Source organism: Streptomyces sp. NBC_00376, assembly GCF_036077095.1.
Lineage (GTDB): Bacteria > Actinomycetota > Actinomycetes > Streptomycetales > Streptomycetaceae > Streptomyces.
Genome location: NZ_CP107960.1, coordinates 6,745,302 through 6,770,021 on the forward strand (window position 1 = coordinate 6,745,302; position 24,720 = coordinate 6,770,021).

General features: G+C 67.0%; 19 protein-coding genes and 3 rRNA genes. 16 read left to right on the forward strand and 6 right to left on the reverse strand.

Translation table 11 applies throughout. The features are described 5' to 3' along the window. The first annotated feature begins 7 nt into the window (after nucleotides 1–7). Entirely contained in the window at nucleotides 8–2,575 is a 2,568-nt protein-coding gene (locus tag OG842_RS30470; protein ID WP_266736325.1) for an ABC transporter ATP-binding protein/permease, read from the forward strand. A 95-nt stretch (nucleotides 2,576–2,670) separates the two neighbouring features. Here OG842_RS30470 and OG842_RS30475 read toward each other — a convergent pair whose 3' ends face one another. Next, entirely contained in the window at nucleotides 2,671–3,441 is a 771-nt protein-coding gene (locus tag OG842_RS30475) for a transglycosylase SLT domain-containing protein (RefSeq protein ID WP_266736324.1), read from the reverse strand. A gap of 516 nt (nucleotides 3,442–3,957) precedes the next feature. On the opposite strand from OG842_RS30475, the gene OG842_RS30480 reads away from it, so the two are divergent. The 3 genes from OG842_RS30480 to OG842_RS30490 all read left to right on the forward strand — a co-directional run bounded on the left by OG842_RS30480 (nucleotide 3,958) and on the right by OG842_RS30490 (nucleotide 6,161). Next, nucleotides 3,958–5,103, forward strand: coding sequence for a GAF domain-containing sensor histidine kinase (locus OG842_RS30480; RefSeq protein ID WP_266736323.1), 1,146 nt, complete (start codon nucleotides 3,958–3,960; stop codon nucleotides 5,101–5,103). Beyond that, nucleotides 5,096–5,740 carry a response regulator gene (locus OG842_RS30485; protein WP_266736321.1) on the forward strand — a complete coding sequence of 215 codons (645 nt, stop codon included), beginning with the start codon at nucleotides 5,096–5,098 and terminating at the stop codon, nucleotides 5,738–5,740. The genes OG842_RS30480 and OG842_RS30485 overlap by 8 nt, the downstream gene beginning before the upstream one ends. A gap of 172 nt (nucleotides 5,741–5,912) precedes the next feature. Beyond that, complete coding sequence (locus OG842_RS30490) at nucleotides 5,913–6,161, forward strand: chaplin family protein (RefSeq protein ID WP_266736319.1); 249 nt, start codon at nucleotides 5,913–5,915, stop codon at nucleotides 6,159–6,161. A 136-nt stretch (nucleotides 6,162–6,297) separates the two neighbouring features. Here OG842_RS30490 and OG842_RS30495 read toward each other — a convergent pair whose 3' ends face one another. Then, nucleotides 6,298–7,083, reverse strand: coding sequence for a hypothetical protein (locus OG842_RS30495; RefSeq protein WP_266736318.1), 786 nt, complete (start codon nucleotides 7,081–7,083; stop codon nucleotides 6,298–6,300). A gap of 153 nt (nucleotides 7,084–7,236) precedes the next feature. On the opposite strand from OG842_RS30495, the gene OG842_RS30500 reads away from it, so the two are divergent. The 4 genes from OG842_RS30500 to OG842_RS30515 all read left to right on the forward strand — a co-directional run bounded on the left by OG842_RS30500 (nucleotide 7,237) and on the right by OG842_RS30515 (nucleotide 10,466). Beyond that, nucleotides 7,237–8,034 carry an ABC transporter ATP-binding protein gene (locus tag OG842_RS30500; RefSeq protein WP_266736317.1) on the forward strand — a complete coding sequence of 266 codons (798 nt, stop codon included), beginning with the start codon at nucleotides 7,237–7,239 and terminating at the stop codon, nucleotides 8,032–8,034. Nucleotides 8,035–8,132: 98 nt separating this feature from the next. Further along, a complete protein-coding gene (locus tag OG842_RS30505) occupies nucleotides 8,133–8,561 on the forward strand; it encodes an NfeD family protein (protein ID WP_266736316.1) in 429 nt (142 codons plus the stop codon). Nucleotides 8,562–8,707: 146 nt separating this feature from the next. Continuing rightward, nucleotides 8,708–9,637, forward strand: coding sequence for an SPFH domain-containing protein (locus OG842_RS30510; RefSeq protein ID WP_093895790.1), 930 nt, complete (start codon nucleotides 8,708–8,710; stop codon nucleotides 9,635–9,637). A 61-nt stretch (nucleotides 9,638–9,698) separates the two neighbouring features. After that, nucleotides 9,699–10,466 carry a sulfite exporter TauE/SafE family protein gene (locus OG842_RS30515; protein WP_266736314.1) on the forward strand — a complete coding sequence of 256 codons (768 nt, stop codon included), beginning with the start codon at nucleotides 9,699–9,701 and terminating at the stop codon, nucleotides 10,464–10,466. A 60-nt stretch (nucleotides 10,467–10,526) separates the two neighbouring features. Here OG842_RS30515 and OG842_RS30520 read toward each other — a convergent pair whose 3' ends face one another. From OG842_RS30520 to OG842_RS30530, 3 genes are all read right to left on the reverse strand, one after another. Further along, on the reverse strand, nucleotides 10,527–11,033 hold the full coding sequence (locus OG842_RS30520) for an HNH endonuclease (RefSeq protein ID WP_093539784.1): 507 nt from the start codon (nucleotides 11,031–11,033) through the stop codon (nucleotides 10,527–10,529). A gap of 166 nt (nucleotides 11,034–11,199) precedes the next feature. Then, nucleotides 11,200–11,730: a YbhB/YbcL family Raf kinase inhibitor-like protein gene (locus OG842_RS30525; RefSeq protein WP_266736311.1), complete on the reverse strand. Its 531-nt coding sequence runs from the start codon at nucleotides 11,728–11,730 to the stop codon at nucleotides 11,200–11,202. 52 nt (nucleotides 11,731–11,782) lie between these two features. Next, nucleotides 11,783–12,565, reverse strand: coding sequence for a sporulation protein (locus OG842_RS30530; RefSeq protein WP_266736309.1), 783 nt, complete (start codon nucleotides 12,563–12,565; stop codon nucleotides 11,783–11,785). A gap of 73 nt (nucleotides 12,566–12,638) precedes the next feature. Here OG842_RS30530 and OG842_RS30535 point away from each other — a divergent pair, with 73 nt between their 5' ends. The 6 genes from OG842_RS30535 to OG842_RS30560 all read left to right on the forward strand — a co-directional run bounded on the left by OG842_RS30535 (nucleotide 12,639) and on the right by OG842_RS30560 (nucleotide 21,362). After that, entirely contained in the window at nucleotides 12,639–13,280 is a 642-nt protein-coding gene (locus OG842_RS30535) for a DNA-3-methyladenine glycosylase (protein WP_266736308.1), read from the forward strand. A gap of 664 nt (nucleotides 13,281–13,944) precedes the next feature. Then, a 16S ribosomal RNA gene (locus OG842_RS30540) occupies nucleotides 13,945–15,470 on the forward strand. A gap of 309 nt (nucleotides 15,471–15,779) precedes the next feature. Beyond that, nucleotides 15,780–18,902: ribosomal RNA gene (locus tag OG842_RS30545) — 23S ribosomal RNA — on the forward strand. Nucleotides 18,903–19,035: 133 nt separating this feature from the next. After that, nucleotides 19,036–19,152: ribosomal RNA gene (gene rrf / locus OG842_RS30550) — 5S ribosomal RNA — on the forward strand. Together the 16S, 23S and 5S rRNA genes form the textbook arrangement of a ribosomal RNA operon. A gap of 273 nt (nucleotides 19,153–19,425) precedes the next feature. After that, the gene (locus tag OG842_RS30555; protein ID WP_266736306.1) at nucleotides 19,426–20,640 is read left to right on the forward strand and encodes a hypothetical protein; all 1,215 of its coding nucleotides are present in this window, start codon (nucleotides 19,426–19,428) and stop codon (nucleotides 20,638–20,640) included. Continuing rightward, entirely contained in the window at nucleotides 20,640–21,362 is a 723-nt protein-coding gene (locus OG842_RS30560; protein ID WP_266736304.1) for a tetratricopeptide repeat protein, read from the forward strand. Before OG842_RS30555 ends, OG842_RS30560 begins: the two co-directional genes overlap by 1 nt. A gap of 56 nt (nucleotides 21,363–21,418) precedes the next feature. Here OG842_RS30560 and OG842_RS30565 read toward each other — a convergent pair whose 3' ends face one another. Further along, nucleotides 21,419–22,696: a DUF1015 domain-containing protein gene (locus OG842_RS30565; RefSeq protein WP_266736301.1), complete on the reverse strand. Its 1,278-nt coding sequence runs from the start codon at nucleotides 22,694–22,696 to the stop codon at nucleotides 21,419–21,421. A gap of 72 nt (nucleotides 22,697–22,768) precedes the next feature. On the opposite strand from OG842_RS30565, the gene OG842_RS30570 reads away from it, so the two are divergent. After that, nucleotides 22,769–23,797, forward strand: coding sequence for an HAD hydrolase-like protein (locus OG842_RS30570; RefSeq protein ID WP_266736299.1), 1,029 nt, complete (start codon nucleotides 22,769–22,771; stop codon nucleotides 23,795–23,797). A gap of 106 nt (nucleotides 23,798–23,903) precedes the next feature. Beyond that, nucleotides 23,904–24,713, forward strand: coding sequence for an ABC transporter ATP-binding protein (locus tag OG842_RS30575; RefSeq protein WP_266736298.1), 810 nt, complete (start codon nucleotides 23,904–23,906; stop codon nucleotides 24,711–24,713). Nucleotides 24,714–24,720 lie beyond the last annotated feature (7 nt).

Below are 24,720 nucleotides of genomic sequence, written 5' to 3' on the forward strand. Positions count from 1 at the left end.
ACAACTAGTGGGGCGCGGAGTGCCGGAACTCGTACTGGAATTGAATGGCAGGACCTGGACGCTCGATCCGTCCAGGTCGTACACCCTCGGGCGCGACCCGCAGGGCGACCTGACGATCGACGACGCCAGAGTGTCGTGGCGGCACGCCACGATCAGCTGGGGTGGCCGGAGTTGGTTCATCGAGGACCACGGCAGCACCAACGGCACCTATGCGCAGGGCAGCCGGATCCAGCAGCTGGAGATCGGTCCCGGCTCCGTCGTGCACCTGGGCAATGCCACTGACGGCCCGCGACTGAGCCTCACCGCCGCGGCGGGTGCCGATGTGTACAGCGGGCAGGGCGCGGGTGCCCAGCAGGCACCCGCCCAGCAGCCCCAGCAGGGCGGCGCCGGCTGGCCCGGCCAGCAGGCACCCGCCCAGCCGCAGCAGCCCCAGCAGGGCTGGCCGCAGCAGGCCCCTCAGGGAGTGCCGCCGCAGCAGCCCGTACAACCCCACTTCCCGCGGCAGCAGGGCATGGCGAACACGCCCGGCGCGGGCGGAGCCGCGGGGGCTCCGCCGGTGTACGGGGACCGCAGCCCGACCACGTTCCACCAGCTGGCCCTCGGCCGCGTCATGCGCATCGGTCGTGCGCTGGAGAACGAACTGGTCGTCTCCGACCTCCAGGTCTCCCGCCACCACGCCGAATTCCACGCGACCCCCGACGGCCGCTTCGAGATCCGTGACCTCGGATCCCACAACGGCACGTACGTCAACGGTCAGCCGCTCTCCAAGTCCGGCTCCGCGCTCATCGGCCCCAACGACATCGTCGGCGTCGGTCACTCGACCTTCCGCCTGGTCGGCGACCGGCTCGAAGAGTTCGTCGACACCGGTGAGGTCTCCTTCTCCGCCCGCCACCTCACGGTGACGGTCGACGGCGGGAAGCAGATCCTCAAGGACGTCTCCTTCGGCGTCCCGGAGAAGTCGCTCATCGCGGTCATCGGCCCTTCCGGATCCGGAAAGTCCACCCTGCTCAAGGCGCTCACCGGTTACCGGCCCGCCAACCAGGGCGACGTCCTCTACGACAACCGGAACCTGTACAAGCAGTTCGCCGAGCTGCGCCAGCGCATCGGTCTGGTCCCGCAGGACGACATCCTGCACAAGGAACTCACCGTCACCAAGGCGCTCAAGTACGCGGCCAAGCTCCGCTTCCCCGCGGACACCACCGAGGCCGAGCGCCAGGCCCGGATCCTCGAAGTCCTCGCCGAGCTCAAGCTCGACATCCACAAGGACAAGAAGGTCACCTCGCTCTCCGGCGGTCAGCGCAAGCGCGTCTCCGTCGCCCTGGAGCTGCTGACCAAGCCGTCGCTGATCTTCCTGGACGAGCCGACCTCCGGCCTCGACCCGGGCATGGACCGCGACGTCATGCAGCTGCTGCGCGGACTGGCCGACGACGGCCGCACCGTCCTGGTCGTCACGCACTCCGTCGCCGAGCTGGCGATCTGCGACAAGCTGCTCGTCATGGCGCCGGGCGGTTCCGTCGCCTACTTCGGCCCGCCGGAGGAAGCGCTCAACTTCTTCGGCTACACCACCTGGGCCGACGTCTTCTCCGCGTTCGAGAACTACCGCGACTACGACTGGGCGGGCCGCTGGCGCGGATCGCAGCACTACCAGATGTACGCCGCGGACATCGACGCCGTCGCCGCGCAGTCCGTGCACATGCCGCCCCCGCAGCAGATGCGCCCGCCGAAGCCGCAGAGCTGGTCGGCCCAGCTGTGGACGCTGATGCGCCGATACGTCTCGGTGATCGCGTCCGACAAGGGCTTCATGGGCCTGATGGTGATCCTGCCCGCCGTGCTCGGCATCGTCAGTGTGGTCATCCCGGCCAAGTTCGGCCTGGCCCCGCCGGACCCGCCGTCCCGGTTCAACAGCGCCGCCGGAACGATCATGCTGATCCTCGCGGTCGGCATGTGCTTCTCCGGCGCGGCCAACTCCGTACGAGAACTGATCAAGGAACGCGTCATCTACGAACGGGAACGGGCCACCGGTCTGTCCCGCTCCGCTTATCTGATGTCCAAGGTGATCGTCCTCGGCGTGATCACCGCCATCCAGGGCGTCATCATCTGCGGCATCGGCTTCGCCACCCGCGAGCTGCCGGCCGAGGGCCTGATCATGCCGCCGGCCGTCGAGATCTGTCTGACGATCATCGCGCTCGGCTTCACCTCGATGATGTTCGGCCTGGTGATCTCCTCGCTGGTGAAGACCTCCGAGAAGACCATGCCGCTGCTGGTCATGTTCGCGATCGTCCAGGTCGTCTTCACCGGCATCCTCTTCCAGGTGTTCGGCTCGCCCGGCCTGGAGCAGTTCGCCTGGCTGATGCCGTCCCGCTGGGCCATCGCCGGCGCGGGCACGACGCTCGACCTCTCGCACCTCATGGCGCCGTGGGACCCGAAGAACCCGACCGATCTCGACCCGCTGTGGGAGCACTCGGCCTCCCAGTGGGGGATCAACATCTCGGTACTCCTGCTGCTCGGCATCGTCTGCGGCGTCGTGGTCGCGCGACTGCTGCGCCGCCACGAGCCGGAGGTCATGCGCAAGTAGCGCGGACCCCGGCACCGGACGCCGAAGGGCGGCACCCCGCGCGGGGTGCCGCCCTTCGGCGTGTGCGGATGCTGTCCGGCGATGCGCGGCGCCGGTCAGTACGCGCTGTTGACGTTGTCCATCGAGCCGTACTTGTCGGCCGCGTAGTTGGCCGCGGCCGTGATGTTGGCGACCGGGTCGTAGATGTTCCACGAGGTGCCCGGGACGTGGTACGCGTTGAACGTCGGCCGGATGACCTGGAGCAGGCCGCAGGACGGGGTGCCGTTCTGGGCGTTGACGTCCCAGCCGTTGACCGCGTTCGGGTTGCCGGTCGACTCGCGCATGATGTTGCGGTGCAGACCGTCGTACGAGCCGGGGATGCCGTGGGCCCGCATGATGTCCAGGGACTCCCTGATCCAGCCGTCCAGGTTGTTGGCGTACACCGGGGTGCGGGCCTCGGAGCGGCTGGCGGCCTGCGTCTGCGTGCGCTCGGCGGCGACGGCCTTCGCCTTCACCTTGGCGGCGGCCTCGGCCTTCGCCTTCGCCTCGGCCTGGGCCTTGATCTTGGCGGCCTCGGCGGCCTTCGCCTTTGCGGCGGCGGCCTTCTTGGCCCTGGCGAGGTCTGCGGCCTTCACCAGCTGCTCGGCGGTGGAGTGCTGCTCGATGATGCTGGCCTGCACGGTCTTGGCCTGCGGAGTACCGGCGACCGACGCGAAGGCCACGGGCTCGGCGGACACGGGGGTCTCGGCCTCGGGCTTGGGGTCGGCGTTGGCGGGGACGAGCGAGAACGAGAGCGCGGCGACGGCCATGGCGGAGATGCCCGCGACGGAGAGCTTCTGGGTCTTGTTCAGTCGACGACGACGGCCGGGGATGCTGGACACGGACATACAGACATACCTCTTCGAATCGCGGGAGTCCTCACGGAGGACGAAGACGGGAAGCGGTCTCGCATCTCCGTCGGGGACGAGAGCAATTCTTAGCGCCAGCAAAATCTGGTGGCAAAGGTGTGACGTACGAACCCGGGTAGTCGACCGGGGCTCCACTCGAACGCGTCGGGCCGCGCTCGCAACCACTGGCGCGGCGCTTATGTGCCCACTAGCAGGCTTCGTAAGTGACGTGGGTCCTATGCGCGGCCTCACATCGGACGTGCAACAACCTCACCAACCGTTGCTTCAGCAATTCGGAGTGTGAGACTCCGTATCTGGGCGGGTGTCCGGCACGCCCGTCGACCCCATGTACAGGCCGCGGTACGGGCCGCTCCCGCGTACGGACTGCTCCCATGTACGGGCCGCTCCTCTATAAGGGGCCGCCCCTCACGGACGGACGGGCCTAGTCCCAGCGCCCTAATCCGCGGCCGTCCACAGGCCGATACGGCGTTCGAATCCCGCCGGTACGGTGAGGCCATGAGCCATCGCCCACCATCGGGTCTCGCCGCCGTGAGCGCCGCGCTGCTCGCCATGAGCCGGCATCTCGAAGTGCGCGACGTCCTGAAGACGATCGTCGCCTCGGCCCGCGAGCTGCTGGACGCCGAGTACGCGGCCCTGGGCGTCCCCGACGACCACGGCGGCTTCGCCCAGTTCGTCGTCGACGGAGTCAGTGACGAGCAGTGGAAGGCCATCGGCCCGCTGCCCAGACAGCACGGCATCCTCGCCTCGATGCTCCACGAGGCGAAGCCCGAGCGTCTTGCCGATGTCCGCAAGGACCCCCGCTTCGAGGGCTGGCCCGACGCCCACCCCGACATGTCCGACTTCCTGGGCCTGCCGATCAGGGACGGCGACGAGATCATCGGTGCTCTCTTCCTCGCCAACAAGCGCTGCCCCAAACCCGAGGGCAGCTGCGGTTTCACCGCCGAGGACGAGGAACTGCTGGCCATACTCGCCCAGCACGCGGCGATAGCCCTCACCAACGCCCGGCTCTACGAACGCAGCCGCGAGCTCACCATCGCCGAGGAGCGCTCCCGGCTCGCCCACGAGCTGCACGACGCGGTGAGCCAGAAGCTGTTCTCGCTGCGGCTGACGGCCCAGGCGGCCACCGCCCTGGTGGACCGCGACCCGGCCCGTGCCAAGGGCGAGCTCCAGCAGGTCGCCGCGCTCGCCGCGGAGGCCGTGGACGAGCTGCGCGCCGCCGTCGTCGAGCTGCGCCCCGCCGCGCTCGACGAGGACGGCCTCGTCGCCACCCTCCGTACCCAGATCCAGGTCCTGGACCGGGCCCACACGGCCCGGGTCACCTTCGAGAGCCTGGGCATACGGGCCCTGCCCGCCGCTCAGGAGGAGGCGCTGCTGAGGGTCTCCCAGGAGGCCCTGCACAACGCGCTGCGCCACTCCGGGGCGGAGCACGTCGGCGTCACATTGGCCCGGCACGGCAGCGGCACACTGCTGCGGATCACCGACGACGGCGGCGGTTTCGAACCCACGGCGACCCGGCAGGCGGGCCGGCATCTGGGCCTGGTGTCGATGCGGGACCGCGCGAACGGCGTCGGCGGAAGGCTCACCGTTGAATCGGCGCCCGGCAAGGGCACCACGATCGAGATGGAGGTACCCGGTGGCTGACAAGATCATCAGGGTGCTGCTGGTCGACGACCACCAGGTGGTCCGCCGTGGTCTGCGTACGTTCCTGGAGATCCAGGACGACATAGAGGTGGTCGGCGAGGCGGCCGACGGTGCCGAGGGGGTGGCCAGGACCGAGGAGCTCCGCCCCGATGTGGTCCTGATGGACATCAAGATGCCCGGCACCGACGGCATCGAGGCGCTGCGCAGGCTGCGCGAGCTGGAGAACCCGGCCAAGGTCCTCATCGTCACCAGCTTCACCGAGCAGCGCACCGTGGTCCCCGCCCTGCGCGCCGGAGCCTCCGGTTATGTGTACAAGGACGTCGACCCGGACGCCCTGGCCGGTGCGATCCGCTCGGTGCACGCGGGCCACGTCCTGCTCCAGCCGGAGGTAGCGGGGGCCCTGCTCGCCCAGGAGGACTCGGGCAGCGGTACGGGCCGGGGGAGCACGCTCACCGAACGGGAGCGGGAGGTGCTGGGCCTGATCGCCGACGGCCGCTCCAACCGTGAGATCGCGCGAGCGCTGGTCCTCTCCGAGAAGACCGTCAAGACGCACGTCTCGAACATCCTGATGAAACTGGACCTCTCGGACCGGACCCAGGCCGCCCTGTGGGCCGTCCGGCACGGGGCAGCGGGCTGATCGACGAGGAAGCGGACCGGTGACGAAGCGGTGACGAAGCGGACCGCCCAGTTCCGGGCTGAGATTCATACTGTCGGATGTATGTCACCCGGACGGCGCAACCTGCTCGGTTCCGAGGCGTTCTCCAGGGTGCTGCGGCGGCTGGCCGCAGCCACGCTAGGAGGATCCTGAAGTGAAGAACCTGAAGAAGGCCGCTGCCGTCACCATGATCGCCGGTGGAATCATCGCCGCCGGCGCGGGCGCCGCCTCCGCCACCGGACACGGCGCGGGTGCCGACGGTGCAGCGGCCCACTCCCCGGGCGTGGTCAGCGGCAACGTCGTCCAGGTCCCGGTGGACGTCCCGGTGAACGTGGTCGGCAACACGATCAACGTGGTCGGCCTGCTCAACCCGGCTTTCGGCAACCTCGGCCTGAACGGCTGACCGACCCCATGGCCGGCTGACCGGCTCCACGGTCACATCTCGCCGGACGGGCACACCGAGCCCGTCCGGCGACACCCGCGCCATCCGCCCGGCCGAGGCCTGGGCCGTGTCCGGCCCCGATCCGCCCCGCCAGGCCCTACCGCCCGCGCTCGCGCTCCTCCACATACGCGTTGTATGCGGCGACCTGCGCCCGCCGGGCCACCCGCTCCACCGGCCGCAGCGCCTCACCCCGGGCCGCGATCTCCGAAGCGCTCACCGCGCCGCCGTGCCCGTTCTCGTACGCCACCGAGATCAGCAGCCCCACCCGCTGCGCCAGCTCCAGCACCCGCACCGCCCGCGGCGGATAGCCCGGAGCCAGCACCTCGCGGCCCCGCTCCGCCCGCGCCCGGTACGCGTCCACCGCCGCCTCGGCCACCGGCCCCGAACCGGCCACATCCAGCCGCGACAGCACCGCCGTCGCGTCCCGCAACGCCTCGGCGAGCTCCCGCTCCGCCTCGCCCAGCGACGGCACATCGGCCGGCGGCGCCTCCCGTACCCGCAGACAACGCCACACCACCTCGATGTGCAGATCCCCGGCCGGCCCCACCTCGCGCACCTCGGGAACCAGCCCGTACGGCGCACCGAAGGCCACCACCGCCTCCTCGGCCTCCAGCGCCCGCGCGTTGAACTCCGGCGGACCGCTCAGCCCCAGCGGATGGCCGGGCGCCGGCAGCGCCACCCGGAAACCCGTCACCCCCAGACCCCGCAACCGCCCGAGCGCCAGCGTGAGCCCGACCGGCCCCGCCTCGCCCGGCAGCCCCTCCACGCGGTGCACCGCGTCCTCCCCGACGATGGCGAGCGCCGCCTCGTCCGGCGACACCAGTCCCGCCAGAAGCGCGTTTCCCCAAGCGGCCAACAGCCCTGAGCGTGGTTCCGAAAGCATGGGAACACCCTAGGGTCTGTCCGGGGGAACGGGCCGGGGCCTGTCGTCACTCGGGCCCAGCGCCGGGAGCACTCGCGCGGTGGCGTAGATTTCCCTGGGAGCTGTGCCCACAGGTACCGACGATCTCGACACTGCATGGGGAGACAACGCGCCATGAGCGATGTACTGGAGCTGGTGGACGTATCCGTGGTCCGCGACGGACGCGCTCTGGTGGACGACGTCTCCTGGTCGGTCAAGGAGGGGGAGCGCTGGGTCATCCTCGGTCCCAACGGCGCCGGCAAGACCACCCTGCTCAACATCGCTTCCAGCTACCTCTTCCCGAGCACCGGCACCGCCAAGGTCCTCGGCGAGCAGCTCGGCGGCGTCGGCACCGACGTCTTCGAGCTCCGCCCCCGCATCGGCATCGCGGGCGTCGCCATGGCCGAGAAGCTGCCCCGGCGCCAGACCGTGCTGCAGACGGTGCTCACCGCCGCGTACGGCATGACCGCCACCTGGCACGAGGACTACGAAGCCGTCGACGAGGACCGCGCCCGCGCCTTCCTCGACCGGCTCGGCATGACCGAGTACCTCGACCGGAAGTTCGGCACCCTCTCCGAGGGCGAGCGCAAGCGCACCCTGATCGCCCGCGCCATGATGACCGACCCCGAACTGCTGCTCCTCGACGAGCCGGCGGCGGGACTCGACCTCGGCGGCCGCGAGGACCTGGTCCGCCGCCTGGGCCGACTGGCCCGCGACCCGTACGCCCCCTCCATGGTCATGGTCACCCACCATGTCGAGGAGATCGCCCCCGGCTTCACCCACGTACTGATGATCCGCCAGGGCAAGGTGCTCGCCGCGGGCCCCATGGAGACCGAACTCAGCTCCCGCAACCTCTCCCTCTGCTTCGGCCTGCCGCTCATTGTCGAGCGCACCGGTGACCGCTACACGGCCCACGGACTGCCGCTCTCCTAGGCACGGCCGGCGACGACTTCCGGCCCGAAGGGCCGAACGGGCCGAGCGGCCTGCCTGCGGCCTGTCCGCGAGGGCCTTCGCGGTTCTACCATGACCACGTGGACATCGACGCGTGGGTGTGGTGGCTGATCGGCGCGGTGGGACTGGGCATCCCCCTCGTCATGACCGCGATGCCCGAGTTCGGCATGTTCGCCGTCGGAGCGGTCGCAGCGGCAGTCGTCGCGGCACTCGGCGGCGGCATCGTGGCCCAGGTACTGGTGTTCGTCGTGGTCTCCGTGGCGCTCATCGCCGTGGTCCGCCCCATCGCCGCCAGACACCGCGACGACCGGCCCCAACTCGCCACCGGCATCGATGCGCTGAAAGGCCGTCAAGCCGTCGTCCTGGAACGGGTCGACAGCAGCGGCGGCCGGATCAAACTGGCCGGAGAGGTCTGGTCCGCCCGCGCGCTCGACGAGGGCCAGAGCTTCGATCCCGGCCAACAGGTCGATGTCGTCGACATCGACGGAGCAACGGCAGTCGTCATGTGACCGAACCACCCACAAGGCAGAGCGCGTTCTGTCAGACTCGAAGTCGATCATCATGAGATCGGGGCCGGCACAGCTTCCGGCCTCACCCACGACCTCGACCTCGATCATCGCGATCCGTCGGCAACCGAAGGGCAACGAGGAACACGATGCAACCGATCATCATCGTTCTGATCATTCTGGTGGTGCTCGTCTTCATCGCCCTGATCAAGACGATCCAGGTCATCCCACAGGCGAGCGCCGCCATCGTGGAGCGCTTCGGCCGTTACACCCGCACGCTCAACGCAGGCCTGAACATCGTCGTTCCATTCATCGACTCCATCCGCAACCGCATCGACCTCCGTGAACAGGTCGTGCCTTTCCCGCCACAGCCGGTGATCACCCAGGACAACCTGGTCGTCAACATCGACACCGTCATCTACTACCAGGTGACCGACGCGCGGGCCGCGACCTACGAAGTCGCCAGCTACATCCAGGCGATCGAGCAGCTCACCGTCACCACCCTCCGCAACATCATCGGTGGCATGGACCTGGAGCGGACCCTGACCTCCCGCGAGGAGATCAACGCGGCCCTGCGCGGCGTCCTCGACGAGGCCACCGGCAAGTGGGGCATCCGCGTCAACCGCGTCGAGCTCAAGGCGATCGAACCGCCCACCTCCATCCAGGACTCGATGGAGAAGCAGATGCGCGCCGACCGTGACAAGCGCGCCGCGATCCTCCAGGCCGAAGGAACGCGTCAGTCCGCGATCCTCACCGCGGAGGGCGAGAAGCAGTCCGCGATTCTGCGCGCCGAGGGCGAGGCCAAGGCATCGGCCCTGCGCGCCGAGGGCGAGGCCCAGGCGATCCGTACGGTCTTCGAGTCCATCCACGCCGGCGACCCGGACCAGAAGCTCCTCTCGTACCAGTACCTCCAGATGCTCCCGAAGATCGCCGAGGGCGACGCCAACAAGCTCTGGATCGTGCCCAGCGAGATCGGCGACGCCCTCAAGGGCCTCAGCGGCGCCTTCGGCAACCTCGGCAACGGCGCCCCCGGGTTCGACACGGGCAAGGAGCGCCGGGAACAGCCCCCGGTCGACTGACGCGTACACGCCCCGTGCATGATCAGTGCACCAAGCACCGATCACGCACGGGGGATCCGCAATGAACATCTGGGAGATGCTCGCAGTCTTCGCCGCGGGCATCAGCGCCGGCACGATCAACACGATCGTCGGCTCGGGAACGCTGATCACCTTCCCCGTGCTGCTCGCCACCGGTCTTCCCCCGGTCACGGCGACCGTCTCCAACGCCCTCGGCCTGATCCCCGGTTCCGTCAGCGGCGCCATCGGCTACCGCGAGGAGCTCAAAGGACAGGGCCGCCGCGTCCTCAAGCTCGCCGTCGGCGCCCTCATCGGTGGTCTCACCGGCGCCACCCTGCTGCTGGCCCTGCCCTCCACGGCCTTCGAGACCATCGTGCCGATCCTGGTGGCCCTGGCTCTTGTCCTGGTCATCCTGCAACCACGCATCAGCAAAGCGGTCCAGCGCCGACGCGAGCACAGCGGCACCCCCGCCCACCCCGACGGCGGACCGCTCCTGTTTGCCGGGCTGATGCTCGCCAGCGTCTACGGCGGCTACTTCACCGCCGCCCAGGGGATCATCTACCTCTCCCTGATGGGCATGCTGCTCGACGACACCATGCAGCGCCTCAACGCCGTCAAGAACGTCCTGGCGGCCGTCGTCAACAGCATCGCCGCGCTCTTCTTCCTCTTCGTCGCGGACTTCGACTGGACGGCCGTCGTGCTGATCGCGGTCGGTTCCGCGCTGGGCGGCCAGATCGGCGCCAGGATAGGCCGCCGCCTCAGCCCCACCGTCCTGCGCGTCCTCATCGTCGCGGTCGGCACGGTCGCCATCGTCCAGCTGCTGCTCCGCTGACGCACGGAAGCCCGCCTCCCCCGGAGACGGGCTTCCACCACGACGAAATGCGTACGCCGATTACGCCGCGGCGCGGTCCAGCCACTCCGGCAGCTCCGACCGCTCACCGGCGCCCATCGCCAGCAGCATCGCCTGCGCCGGAGACGGTACGAACGGCTGACGCAGCAGCGGCATCCCCGCCTGCTCCGGCGTCCGGGCCGCCTTGCGGTGATTGTCCTCGGCACAGGACGCCACCGTGTTGAGCCAGGTGTCCTGACCCCCCTGGGCGCGCGGCACCACGTGGTCGACGGTGCTCGCCCGCCGCCCGCAGTACGCGCACCGGTGCTGGTCCCGTATCAGCACACCCCTCCGGGACCACGGGGCATGTCTTCGGAACGGCACCCGTACGTACCGGCAGAGCCTGATCACCCGGGGCACCGGAATGTCCACGGCGGCGCCACGCATGCGGAGATCGGGATGCGACTGCTCGACGACGGCCTTGTCCTGCAGAATCAGTACCACCGCACGATTCAGCGTCACTGTCGACAGCGGCTCGAAGCTCGCGTTCAGTACCAGCGTGTCCCGCATCTCGCCCACCTCCCGTGTGCCGCCCGCCCCCTGGCAGGCCCGGATCAACTCTGGCCGGGCGGGCCGTGATGGACAACGCAATAAAAATGCCCTGCCCTGATCTCTCCAGGACCAGGGCAGGGCAAACAGCAGGGGAACTCCGGGTTCACCCAGTACCAGGCCAGTACTAGGCGGGGCCGGTGTACTCACCGATCAGCTGAGCACGGCCCAGCGTGTGGAACCGAAGGTTGAACCCGACGACCGCGGGCGATGCATCGCTGTCGACACCCAGCTTCTCGGTGTCCACCGCGTACACCGTGAACACGTAGCGGTGGTTCTCGCCGGCCGGCGGCGCGGCACCGCCGAACTCCTTCGAGCCGTAGTCGTTGCGGACCTGCACGGCACCGGCGGGCAGCCCCTCGAACTTCCCGCTGCCCGCACCGGCCGGCAGCTCCGTGACCGACGCCGGGATGTCGAAGACCACCCAGTGCCAGAACCCGCTGCCGGTAGGAGCATCGGGGTCGAAGCAGGTCACGGCGAAACTCTTGGTCTGCGCCGGGAACGCCTCCCACCGCAGCTGCGGCGAAGTGTTCCCGGCCGCGAACACCTGAGCGTCCGCCAGCACGGCGCCGGGGGCGAGATCCTCGCTCACCACCGTGAACGACGGCACCTCCGGATGGAAGTCGTGCGGCAGCGGCGCCCTCTTCGGCTCGGTCACGTCAGCACCTCTCCTGGTCGCTTCTCTGCTGTCAGTGGATCTCCCACCGACCCTAGAGCCAGTTGCGCTGACCGCCGACCTGCGCCAGCCACTGATTGAGGTACGCCGCCCAGTCGGTCCCCTGGAAGTCGTTCAGCCCGACCTTGAAGGAGCGGTACGAGTCGCTGCCCTCGCTGAAGAGCCCCGGCTTCTTGTCCATCTCCAGGACGACATCCATCTCGCGGTCGTCGGCGACGAACGTCAGCTCCACCTGGTTCAGCCCGCGGTACTGCTGCGGCGGGAAGAACTCGATCTCCTGGTAGAACGGCAGCCGCTGACGCGTACCGCGAATGTGACCGCGCTCCATGTCCGCGCTGCGGAAGCCGAAGCCGAGCTGTCCGAAGGCGTCGAGAATGGCCTGCTGGGCCGGCAGCGGGTGCACATTGATCGGGTCCAGGTCGCCCGAGTCCAGCGCCCGCGCGATCTCCAGCTCCGTGGTCACGCCGATGTTCATGCCGTGCAGGTGCTGACCGGCGAACATCGTTATCGGCGTCTCCCACGGAATTTCGAGTCCGAAGGGTACGACGTGCACGGCACCGGCCCGCACCTCGAACGCGCCACCGAGCCGCAGCTTGGTGAACTCGATGTCCTGCTTGGTCTCCGTGTCCTGGCCCTCGACCTCGACCCGGGCCTGCAGACCCACGGAGAGTCCCTCGATCTGCTGATCCACGGAACCACCCTGGATCCGCACCTCGCCCTGGACGACGCCGCCCGGTACGACGTTGAGCTCGGAAAGCTCGGTCTCCACCGAAGCGCCACCGGCACCCAGGCTCGCGAGCAGCCGCTTGAAGCCCATATTTACTCCTCCTTGGTTCTGACCCCTACATACGCGCCACGACCGTATTCGGTTCCCGGTACCCTCGACCGCCATGATCGTGGGCTTGGACCGTACGCCGCTGACGCGCGACTTCTTCGACCGCCCCGTGCTGGACGTGGCACCCGACCTCCTCGGCCGGATCCTGGTGCGGGCCACACCGGACGGACCCATCGAGCTGCGCCTGACCGAGGTGGAGGCGTACGCCGGTGAGATCGACCCGGGATCGCACGCCTTCAGAGGCCGCACCGCACGCAACAGCGTCATGTTCGGACCGCCCGGCCACGCGTACGTCTACTTCACCTACGGCATGTGGCACTGCCTCAACCTGGTGTGCGGCCCCGAGGGCAGGGCGAGCGGGGTCCTGCTCCGCGCCGGCGACATCCAGGTCGGCGCCGAACTCACCCGTGAACGTCGAAACTCGGCCCGCAACGACAAGGAACTGGCCAAAGGCCCGGCCCGCCTGGCCACCGCCCTCGACGTCGACCGAACACTGAACGGCACCGACGCCATCGCCCACCCCGGCGCCTCGCTGTCCGTACTCCATGGCACCCCACCCCCACGTGACCAGGTACGCAACGGCCCCCGCACCGGAGTGGGCGGCGACGGCGCCACACATCCCTGGCGCTTCTGGATCAACGGGGACCCCACGGTGAGCCCCTATAGGGCCCATGTGCCACGTCGCCGCGCAACTTGACTCGCCCTTGAGGGATGCCTAATGTAGTCCGAGCCGCTTGAGACGGGCACTGCTGTCGATGAGGTCCATCGGACCCCATCCGAGCATCCCGGAGCGGCCAACCACTACCTACGAATCACCCTGGCGGGTGCGAATTCGGCATGCCGTAATTCAATCCCTTTCGGCTCGATTATGAGTCACCAAGGAAACCGGCTAATGTAGTGGACACGCCGAAAGGCAAGGCCCCTCCAAGGCCACCGGAATTCAAATTCGGACCGGAAACGGAACGGAAAAGAGTCTGGTAAGGTTGGAACCGCCGGAAAGGGAAACGCGAAAGCGAAGAACTGGAAAGCAAAAAGCAGGATCCCGCTTCGACCGGGAATCGGACACGAAAGAGTCTGATAGAGTCGGAAACGCAAGACCGAAGGGAAAAGCCCGGAGGAAAGCCCGAGAGGGTGAGTACAAAGGAAGCGTCCGTTCCTTGAGAACTCAACAGCGTGCCAAAAGTCAACGCCAGATATGTTGATACCCCGGCCTGCTTCGGCAGGTTGGAGGTTCCTTTGAAAGTCCCACGAGGTCACTGACCTGGTGGGCAATTTACACAGCGAGGACGCTGTGAACGACCGGTCTTATTCCGTCCGGTCGTTCCGCTCTCGTGTTGTGTTGTCCCGATCACGGGAAAACATTCACGGAGAGTTTGATCCTGGCTCAGGACGAACGCTGGCGGCGTGCTTAACACATGCAAGTCGAACGATGAAGCCCCTCGGGGTGGATTAGTGGCGAACGGGTGAGTAACACGTGGGCAATCTGCCCTTCACTCTGGGACAAGCCCTGGAAACGGGGTCTAATACCGGATAACACTCTGTCCCGCATGGGACGGGGTTGAAAGCTCCGGCGGTGAAGGATGAGCCCGCGGCCTATCAGCTTGTTGGTGGGGTGATGGCCTACCAAGGCGACGACGGGTAGCCGGCCTGAGAGGGCGACCGGCCACACTGGGACTGAGACACGGCCCAGACTCCTACGGGAGGCAGCAGTGGGGAATATTGCACAATGGGCGAAAGCCTGATGCAGCGACGCCGCGTGAGGGATGACGGCCTTCGGGTTGTAAACCTCTTTCAGCAGGGAAGAAGCGAGAGTGACGGTACCTGCAGAAGAAGCGCCGGCTAACTACGTGCCAGCAGCCGCGGTAATACGTAGGGCGCAAGCGTTGTCCGGAATTATTGGGCGTAAAGAGCTCGTAGGCGGCTTGTTGCGTCGGTTGTGAAAGCCCGGGGCTTAACCCCGGGTCTGCAGTCGATACGGGCAGGCTAGAGTGTGGTAGGGGAGATCGGAATTCCTGGTGTAGCGGTGAAATGCGCAGATATCAGGAGGAACACCGGTGGCGAAGGCGGATCTCTGGGCCATTACTGACGCTGAGGAGCGAAAGCGTGGGGAGCGAACAGGATTAGATACCCTGGTAGTCCACGCCGTAAACGTTGGGAACTAGGTGTTGGCGACATTCCACGTCGTCGGTGCCGCAGCTAACGCATTAAGTTCCCCGCCTGGGGAGTACGGCCGCAAGGCTAAAACTCAAAGGAATTGACGGGGGCCCGCACAAGCAGCGGAGCATGTGGCTTAATTCGACGCAACGCGAAGAACCTTACCAAGGCTTGACATACACCGGAAAGCATCAGAGATGGTGCCCCCCTTGTGGTCGGTGTACAGGTGGTGCATGGCTGTCGTCAGCTCGTGTCGTGAGATGTTGGGTTAAGTCCCGCAACGAGCGCAACCCTTGTTCTGTGTTGCCAGCATGCCCTTCGGGGTGATGGGGACTCACAGGAGACTGCCGGGGTCAACTCGGAGGAAGGTGGGGACGACGTCAAGTCATCATGCCCCTTATGTCTTGGGCTGCACACGTGCTACAATGGCCGGTACAATGAGCTGCGATGCCGCGAGGCGGAGCGAATCTCAAAAAGCCGGTCTCAGTTCGGATTGGGGTCTGCAACTCGACCCCATGAAGTCGGAGTTGCTAGTAATCGCAGATCAGCATTGCTGCGGTGAATACGTTCCCGGGCCTTGTACACACCGCCCGTCACGTCACGAAAGTCGGTAACACCCGAAGCCGGTGGCCCAACCCCTTGTGGGAGGGAGCTGTCGAAGGTGGGACTGGCGATTGGGACGAAGTCGTAACAAGGTAGCCGTACCGGAAGGTGCGGCTGGATCACCTCCTTTCTAAGGAGCACTTCTTACCGGGCTTGCCTGGTCAGAGGCCACTACGTCGGCAAATGTTCGACGGTGGTTGCTCATGGGTGGAACGTTGACTATTCAGTACCTGGTGGTTCAACCGGGTCGTGAGTACTGCTCCTCGGAGCGTGGAAAGCGATTCGGATGGATTCCGGGTACTGGGCGCGCTGTTGGGTGTCTGAAGGTATGGCCGCAAGGCTGCCTTCAAACGCCGGCCCCAGTGAACTCGCCTGAAAAGGTGAGGTGATGGGTGGCTGGTCGTTGCTTGAGAACTGCACAGTGGACGCGAGCATCTGTGGCCAAGTTTTTAAGGGCGCACGGTGGATGCCTTGGCACCAGGAACCGATGAAGGACGTGGGAGGCCACGATAGGCCCCGGGGAGCTGTCAACCGAGCTTTGATCCGGGGGTGTCCGAATGGGGAAACCCGGCAGCCGTCATGGGCTGTCACCCGCTGCTGAACACATAGGCAGTGTGGAGGGAACGAGGGGAAGTGAAACATCTCAGTACCCTCAGGAAGAGAAAACAACCGTGATTCCGGGAGTAGTGGCGAGCGAAACCGGATGAGGCCAAACCGTATGCGTGTGATACCCGGCAGGGGTTGCGCATGCGGGGTTGTGGGATCTCTCTTCCACGGTCTGCCGGCCGTGGGACGAGTCAGAAACCGTTGATGTAGGCGAAGGACATGCGAAAGGTCCGGCGTAGAGGGTAAGACCCCCGTAGCTGAAACATTGACGGCTCGTTTGAGAGACACCCAAGTAGCACGGGGCCCGAGAAATCCCGTGTGAATCTGGCGGGACCACCCGCTAAGCCTAAATATTCCCTGGTGACCGATAGCGGATAGTACCGTGAGGGAATGGTGAAAAGTACCGCGGGAGCGGAGTGAAATAGTACCTGAAACCGTGTGCCTACAAGCCGTGGGAGCGTCACATGCAAGCTTGCTTGCATGTCGTGACTGCGTGCCTTTTGAAGAATGAGCCTGCGAGTTTGCGGTGTGTTGCGAGGTTAACCCGTGTGGGGAAGCCGTAGCGAAAGCGAGTCCGAATAGGGCGTTTCAGTAGCACGCTCAAGACCCGAAGCGGAGTGATCTAGCCATGGGCAGGTTGAAGCGGAGGTAAGACTTCGTGGAGGACCGAACCCACCAGGGTTGAAAACCTGGGGGATGACCTGTGGTTAGGGGTGAAAGGCCAATCAAACTCCGTGATAGCTGGTTCTCCCCGAAATGCATTTAGGTGCAGCGTCGTGTGTTTCTTGCCGGAGGTAGAGCACTGGATAGGCGATGGGCCCTACCGGGTTACTGACCTTAGCCAAACTCCGAATGCCGGTAAGTGAGAGCACGGCAGTGAGACTGTGGGGGATAAGCTCCATGGTCGAGAGGGAAACAGCCCAGAGCATCGACTAAGGCCCCTAAGCGTACGCTAAGTGGGAAAGGATGTGGAGTCGCAGAGACAACCAGGAGGTTGGCTTAGAAGCAGCCACCCTTGAAAGAGTGCGTAATAGCTCACTGGTCAAGTGATTCCGCGCCGACAATGTAGCGGGGCTCAAGCGTACCGCCGAAGTCGTGTCATTCGTACATTGATCCCCAACGGGAGTACGGATGGGTAGGGGAGCGTCGTGTGCCGGGTGAAGCAGCCGCGGAAGCGAGTTGTGGACGGTTCACGAGTGAGAATGCAGGCATGAGTAGCGATACACACGTGAGAAACGTGTGCGCCGATTGACTAAGGGTTCCTGGGTCAAGCTGATCTGCCCAGGGTAAGTCGGGACCTAAGGCGAGGCCGACAGGCGTAGTCGATGGACAACCGGTTGATATTCCGGTACCCGCTTTGAAACGCCCAATACTGAGCCCATTAATGCTAAGTCCGTGAAGTCGGCCCGATCTCTTCGGAGTTGAGGGTAGTGGTGGAGCCGATGAACCAAGGTGGTAGTAGGTAAGCGATGGGGTGACGCAGGAAGGTAGTCCAGCCCGGGCGGTGGTTGTCCCGGGGTAAGGGTGTAGGACGCACGGTAGGTAAATCCGTCGTGCATATAAGTCTGAGACCTGATGCCGAGCCGATTGTGGTGAAGTGGATGATCCTATGCTGTCGAGAAAAGCCTCTAGCGAGTTTCATGGCGGCCCGTACCCTAAACCGACTCAGGTGGTCAGGTAGAGAATACCGAGGCGTTCGGGTGAACTATGGTTAAGGAACTCGGCAAAATGCCCCCGTAACTTCGGGAGAAGGGGGCCATCACTGGTGAGGAGACTTGCTCTCCGAGCTGGGGGTGGCCGCAGAGACCAGCGAGAAGCGACTGTTTACTAAAAACACAGGTCCGTGCGAAGCCGTAAGGCGATGTATACGGACTGACGCCTGCCCGGTGCTGGAACGTTAAGGGGACCGGTTAGCTGACTTTCGGGTCGGCGAAGCTGAGAACTTAAGCGCCAGTAAACGGCGGTGGTAACTATAACCATCCTAAGGTAGCGAAATTCCTTGTCGGGTAAGTTCCGACCTGCACGAATGGCGTAACGACTTCTCGACTGTCTCAACCATAGGCCCGGTGAAATTGCACTACGAGTAAAGATGCTCGTTTCGCGCAGCAGGACGGAAAGACCCCGGGACCTTTACTACAGTTTGATATTGGTGTTCGGTTCGGCTTGTGTAGGATAGGTGGGAGACTTTGAAGCAGCCACGCCAGTGGTTGTGGAGTCGCCGTTGAAATACCACTCTGGTCGTGCTGGATGTCTAACCTGGGTCCGTGATCCGGATCAGGGACAGTGTCTGATGGGTAGTTTAACTGGGGCGGTTGCCTCCTAAAGAGTAACGGAGGCGCCCAAAGGTTCCCTCAGCCTGGTTGGCAATCAGGTGTTGAGTGTAAGTGCACAAGGGAGCTTGACTGTGAGACCGACGGGTCGAGCAGGGACGAAAGTCGGGACTAGTGATCCGGCAGTGGCTTGTGGAAGCGCTGTCGCTCAACGGATAAAAGGTACCCCGGGGATAACAGGCTGATCTTCCCCAAGAGTCCATATCGACGGGATGGTTTGGCACCTCGATGTCGGCTCGTCGCATCCTGGGGCTGGAGTCGGTCCCAAGGGTTGGGCTGTTCGCCCATTAAAGCGGTACGCGAGCTGGGTTTAGAACGTCGTGAGACAGTTCGGTCCCTATCCGCTGTGCGCGTAGGAATATTGAGAAGGGCTGTCCCTAGTACGAGAGGACCGGGACGGACGAACCTCTGGTGTGCCAGTTGTTCTGCCAAGGGCATGGCTGGTTGGCTACGTTCGGAAAGGATAACCGCTGAAAGCATCTAAGCGGGAAGCCTGCTTCGAGATGAGTATTCCCACCAACTTGATTGGTTAAGGCTCCCAGTAGACGACTGGGTTGATAGGCCAGATGTGGAAGCCCGGTAACGGGTGGAGCTGACTGGTACTAATAGGCCGAGGGCTTGTCCTCAGTTGCTCGCGTCCACTGTGTTGTTCCCGGGTTGCGAACAGTCGCACCGGTTGAACAGCTTCACTACTTAATTGAAAAGTGTGCTTGTTCGCTAAGTGCCGATACCCCGCTCTGCGGGGTGGCCCGATAGTGTTTCGGTGGTCATTGCGTTAGGGAAACGCCCGGTTACATTCCGAACCCGGAAGCTAAGCCTTTCAGCGCCGATGGTACTGCAGGGGGGACCCTGTGGGAGAGTAGGACGCCGCCGAGCAATCTTTCAAGGACCCTTGGTCCCAGCGTTCACGCTGGGACCAAGGGTCCTTTTGTTTTTGTCGAAGCGCGTCGGATGTCCGGCTGCGCCAGAATGTCTTGTAGTACCCAATGACAGGAGTCACACCGATGTCCACCAACTCTCCCGACGATCGTTCGGAGCGCGAGCCGCGTCGCCGGGACGGTGGTGACCGAGGCGGCTTCAGCGGCCGTCGGGACGACCGCGACCGTGACCGTGGGCCGCGTCGTGACAACGACCGTGGTGGCTACCGGCGTGACGACAGCCGGCCCACCGGCGGAAGCGGTGGCGGTGGCTTCCGCCGCGACGACCGTGACCGTGGACCTCGCCGCGACGACAGCCGTGGTGGCGGCTCCGGTGGTGGGTTCCGCCGTGATGACAGCCGTGGTGGTGGGGCCGGTGGTGGGTTCCGTCGGGACGACCGTGATCGGGATCGTGGGCCGCGTCGGGATGATGAGCGTGGCGGGCGTCCGTCGGGTGGTTTCGAGCGGCGTGACGACCGGCCGCGCGGCCCCCGCCGTGACGACGACAGCCGCAGCGGCGGCTTCCGGCGCGACGACAGCCGTGGTGGCGGCTCCGGTGGTGGGTTCCGCCGTGATGACAGCCGTGGTGGTGGGGCCGGTGGTGGGTTCCGTCGGGACGACCGTGATCGGGATCGTGGGCCGCGTCGTGACGATGAGCGTGGTGGGTTCCGTGGGCCGCGTCGGGATGATGAGCGTGGCGGGCGTCCGTCGGGTGGTTTCGAGCGGCGTGACGACCGGCCGCGCGGCCCCCGCCGTGACGACGACAGCCGCAGCGGCGGCTTCCGGCGCGACGACAGCCGTGGTGGCGGCTCCGGTGGTGGGTTCCGTCGGGATGACAGCCGTGGTGGTGGCTCCGGTGGTGGGTTCCGTCGGGATGACAGCCGTGGTGGTGGCTCCGGTGGTGGGTTCCGTCGGGATGACAGCCGTGGTGGTGGCTCCGGTGGTGGGTTCCGTCGGGATGACAGCCGTGGTGGTGGGGCCGGTGGTGGGTTCCGTCGGGACGACCGTGATCGGGATCGTGGGCCGCGTCGTGACGATGAGCGTGGTGGGTTCCGTGGGCCGCGTCGGGATGATGAGCGTGGCGGGCGTCCGTCGGGTGGTTTCGAGCGGCGTGACGACCGGCCGCGCGGCCCCCGCCGTGACGACGACAGCCGCAGCGGCGGCTTCCGGCGCGACGACAACCGTGGTGGCGGCTCCGGTGGTGGATTCCGCCGGGACGACAGCCGTGGTGGCGGCTCCGGTGGTGGATTCCGCCGGGACGACAACCGTGGTGGGGGATACCGCGGGCAGCGGGACGACCGTGGGGGCCGGGGTGGCTACCGCGGGCGCGACGACCGTGGCGGGTATGAGCGGCGGGACGACCGCGACCGTGAGCCGATCAAGCGGCTTCCGATTCCCGAGGACGTCACCGGTGACGAGATCGACAAGGACGTGCGGCAGGAGCTGATGAGCCTGCCGAAGACCCTGGCCGAGGATGTCTCGCGCAACCTGGTCATGGTGGCCCGGCTGATCGACGAGGACCCGGAGCAGGCGTACGCGTACTCGCGGATCGCGCTTCGGCTGGCCTCGCGGGTGGCCGCGGTGCGTGAGGCGGCCGGGTTCGCCGCGTACGCCACGCAGAAGTACTCGGAGGCGCTGGCAGAGTTCCGGGCTGCCAAGCGGATGACCGGGTCCGTTGAGCTGTGGCCCGTCATGGCCGACTGCGAGCGTGGACTCGGGCGGCCCGAGCGGGCGATGGCCATGGCCGGCGAGCCCGAGGTGCAGAAGCTCGACAAGGCCGGACAGGTCGAGATGCGGCTGGTCGCCGCCGGGGCGCGCCGGGACATGGGGCAGCTCGACGCGGCCATCGTCACGCTGCAGAGCTCCGAGCTCGCGTCGAACGCCGTGCACCCGTGGACGGCTCGGCTGCGCTACGCGTACGCCGACGCGCTGCTGGCGGCCGGGCGCGAGGACGAGGCGCGCGAGTGGTTCGGGAAGGCGCTGGAGGCCGACAAGGACGGCTCCACCGATGCGTCCGACCGGCTCGCCGAGATGGACGGCGTCGAGTTCGTCGATGCGCTCGACGAGGACGAGGACGAGGGCGAGAACGAGGCCGACGCGGCTTCCGAGTCGGCTGCCACTGAGAAGGGCAGCGAGGACGAGGACGAGGACCGTACGTCCGAGGCGTAAGGCATGAGAGAGGGCGGCACCCCGGGAGGGGTGCCGCCCTTTTTTGTTGCTGTCGGTCAGCCCAGGTCGAGACTGCGCAGGACCAGGCCGGTGGCCGGCTTGGGGCCGAAGGAGGTCGACTTGCGGGGCATGGTGACGCCTTGTCGGGCGAGGTCGCGGACTACTTCCTCGCGTACCGGATGCATCAGGACCGCCGTCGCGTCGTGACGCTCGGCCTGCTCGACGGCGGCCGCGGTGTCGTGGATGTACGCGATGTGTTCCGGGGCGTCGGGGATCTGCCAGATGTGGTCGAGCAGGGCCGAGTGCAGGACCGTCGCGTCGAGGGTCTGCCAGGCGGCCGGGCGGCCGGTGGGAATCGTCCGGGACAGCAGGCCGGGGTCGGGGCGGTCGATGAGGTGGAAGCCGCCGTCGCCGGCGAGCAGGAACGCGTTGCCCTCGGCGGCCGCCTCGGCGAGTGCGTCCAGGGCCCGGGGGAGCGGTTCGTCCAGGTCGCGGATGCGGAAGAGGCCGTCCAGCGCGGCGAGTGCGTCGGCGACCGGGAGACGGTGCAGCAGCCGGTGTATGGCGCGGACCCGGAGCGGGTAGCGGGCCGTGTCGACGAGGAGGACCAGGCCGAAGTCCCAGGGGCCCGGTGCGGTGTGCTCCTGCTGGAGGCGGAGATAGGTGGCCCAGCGGTGGTGGCCGTCGGCGATCAGGGCCTGGTGGCGGGCCAGGTCGGTCTCGATCTCGGCGCGGTCGGCCGGGTCGGTGACTGCCCAGAGCCGGTGGTGATAGCCGTCCTCGGTGGTGGTGGCGAGGAGCGGCGGGCGGTCCGTGGTCCGCTCGATGACGGCGGTCGCTCCGGGGCCGTCGTCGTCGCTGCGGTAGGTGAGCAGCAGCGGTTCGAGGTGGGCGGCGGTGGTGCGCATCAGGTCGGCCCGGTCCTCGACGACATGGGCCATCACGTCCTCGTGCGGCAGGACGATGCCGTCGGCGGGGGCGGACAGCGCCAGCGCCCCGACGATGCCGCGTTGCAGGATCTCGGCGTTGCGCTGCTCGTAGACGTACAGCGCGGGCTCGCTGTCCGGTGCGAGGACGCCCTCGGCCAGCCAGCGTTCGAGGGTCTGCGCCGCCTGCTGGTGACGGGCCGCGGCCGTGTCCGCCTGCGGCAGTATCAGCCGGACGATGTTGTACGGATCCGCCGACTCCAGGTGGTGCAGACCGTCGGGGCGCACGACGACGTCGTACGGCGGTGAGGTCACCGCGGCGAGACTGCCGACCCGCTCGGGGACGTACCGCAGTCCACGGAACGGAATCAGACGCAGTCCCTGGACGGCCGGACCTGATGTGTTCATTTCTGCATCGTATGTGGACGGACGGCATGCGCGATGATCTGAACAGAAAGCATGGGACGAGGAGCGCAAAGAATGAGTCAGGCGAGCAGGACCAGGCCCAGCGGCAGCAGCACCGCGTTGAACGAGGCGTACGACACGGCGCTGCTGGATCTCGACGGGGTGGTGTACGCGGGCGGTCACGCGATCGTCCACGCCGTCGACTCGCTGGGGGCGGCACGGGACGGCGGGATGCACCTGGCGTACGTGACCAACAACGCCCTGCGGACGCCGGCCGCGGTGGCCGCGCACCTGACCGAACTCGGCGTACCCGCGGAGCCCGCCGATGTGATCACCTCGGCGCAGGCGGTGGCCCGGCTGATGGCCGATCAGCTGCCCGCCGGGGCACGGGTGCTCGTGGTGGGCGGTGAGGGGCTGCGGGTCGCGCTCCGGGAGCGCGGTCTGGTGCCGGTGGAGTCGGCGGACGACGAGCCGGTCGCGGTGGCGCAGGGATACGGCGGCCCCGACATGGCCTGGGGGCGGTTCGCCGAGGCCGCGTACGCGATCGCGCGCGGGGTGCCGTGGTTCGCGTCCAACACGGATCTGACGATCCCGAGTGCCCGGGGGATCGCACCGGGCAACGGCGCGGCGGTGGAGGTCGTACGGATCGCCACCGGGGCCGAGCCGCAGGTCGCCGGGAAACCGCTGCCGCCGATGCACCGGGAGACGGTGCTGCGGACCGGGGCCGAGCGCCCGCTGGTGGTCGGCGACCGGCTGGACACGGACATCGAGGGCGCGTTCAACGGCGGGGTGGACTCCTTGCTGGTGCTCACCGGGGTGACGGACGCGGCGCAGCTGGTCGCCGCCCCGCCGCAGCACCGGCCGACATACGTGGACGCGGATCTGCGGGGGCTGCTGACCGGGCAGCCCGAGGTGGCGGAGAGCGGTGAGGGCTTCGTGTGCGGGCAGTGGACGGCGTCGGTGCGCGGGGACGAGCTGGTGCTGGCGGGGGACGGGGACGTGCTCGACGGGCTGCGGGCGCTCTGCGGGGCGGCCTGGTCGTACGCCGGGGACGGTTCGTGCGGACTGGACGCGGGCAAGGCGGTCGCCAGGCTGGGGCTGTAGCGGGGAGGTGCCCGGCCACATCGACATAAGAGAGGGTAGGCTAACCTAAGTTTGCTCGGTGTGTCGCCGTCCGCACCCGATCACCTGCGACCCCGGGAGTACGACCATGCAGCGCCTCACCGCGGACTCGGTGACCCTCGGCTACGACCGGCGGATCATCGCGGAGAACCTCTCGGTCGAGATTCCCGACAACTCGTTCACGGTGATCGTCGGCCCCAACGCCTGTGGCAAGTCGACCCTGTTGCGCGCGCTCTCGCGGATGCTGAAGCCGGACAGCGGTCGGGTGCTCCTGGACGGGCAGGCGATCCACGGGATGCCGGCGAAGAAGGTGGCCAGGACGCTGGGGCTGCTGCCGCAGTCCTCCATCGCGCCGGACGGCATCACCGTCGCCGACCTCGTCGGGCGTGGCCGGTATCCGCACCAGGGGCTGCTGCGCCAGTGGTCGCCGGACGACGAACGCATTGTCGAGGAATCGATGGCGGCGACCGGGGTCGGTGCGCTCGCCGATCGCTATGTCGACGAATTGTCCGGCGGGCAGCGACAGCGTGTCTGGATCGCGATGGCGCTCGCGCAGCAGACGCCGCTGCTGCTGCTCGACGAGCCGACGACGTACCTCGACATCCAGCACCAGATCGATGTCCTCGACCTCTGTGCGGAGCTGCACGAGGCGCAGGGGCGCACCCTGGTGGCCGTCCTGCACGACCTGAATCACGCCGCGCGGTACGCCACCCACCTCATCGCGATGCGGGACGGCGAGGTGATCGCGGCGGGGGCGCCGAGCGAGGTCGTCACCGCTGAACTGGTGGAGCGGGTCTTCGGGCTGCGCTGCCAGGTCATCGACGACCCGGAGACCGGGACCCCGCTGGTGGTGCCGGCCGCGCGCAAGCCGCGCGGCGACGCGGCGGCCGCGGGCTGACGGGCAG

Bases quoted from the DNA above. Each gene is read 5' to 3' on its own strand.
- OG842_RS30495 (WP_266736318.1), bottom strand. From the start codon at position 7,083: ATGCTTTCGGAACCACGCTCAGGGCTGTTGGCCGCTTGGGGAAACGCG.
- OG842_RS30510 (WP_093895790.1), top strand. From the start codon at position 8,708: ATGCAACCGATCATCATCGTTCTGATCATTCTGGTGGTGCTCGTCTTC.
- OG842_RS30520 (WP_093539784.1), bottom strand. From the start codon at position 11,033: ATGCGGGACACGCTGGTACTGAACGCGAGCTTCGAGCCGCTGTCGACA.
- OG842_RS30575 (WP_266736298.1), top strand. From the start codon at position 23,904: ATGCAGCGCCTCACCGCGGACTCGGTGACCCTCGGCTACGACCGGCGG.
- OG842_RS30560 (WP_266736304.1), top strand. From the start codon at position 20,640: ATGAGCCTGCCGAAGACCCTGGCCGAGGATGTCTCGCGCAACCTGGTC.
- OG842_RS30515 (WP_266736314.1), top strand. From the start codon at position 9,699: ATGAACATCTGGGAGATGCTCGCAGTCTTCGCCGCGGGCATCAGCGCC.
- OG842_RS30570 (WP_266736299.1), top strand. From the start codon at position 22,769: ATGAGTCAGGCGAGCAGGACCAGGCCCAGCGGCAGCAGCACCGCGTTG.
- OG842_RS30565 (WP_266736301.1), bottom strand. From the start codon at position 22,696: ATGAACACATCAGGTCCGGCCGTCCAGGGACTGCGTCTGATTCCGTTC.
- OG842_RS30475 (WP_266736324.1), bottom strand. From the start codon at position 3,441: ATGTCCGTGTCCAGCATCCCCGGCCGTCGTCGTCGACTGAACAAGACC.
- OG842_RS30535 (WP_266736308.1), top strand. From the start codon at position 12,639: ATGATCGTGGGCTTGGACCGTACGCCGCTGACGCGCGACTTCTTCGAC.
- OG842_RS30530 (WP_266736309.1), bottom strand. From the start codon at position 12,565: ATGGGCTTCAAGCGGCTGCTCGCGAGCCTGGGTGCCGGTGGCGCTTCG.
- OG842_RS30500 (WP_266736317.1), top strand. From the start codon at position 7,237: ATGAGCGATGTACTGGAGCTGGTGGACGTATCCGTGGTCCGCGACGGA.
- OG842_RS30480 (WP_266736323.1), top strand. From the start codon at position 3,958: ATGAGCCATCGCCCACCATCGGGTCTCGCCGCCGTGAGCGCCGCGCTG.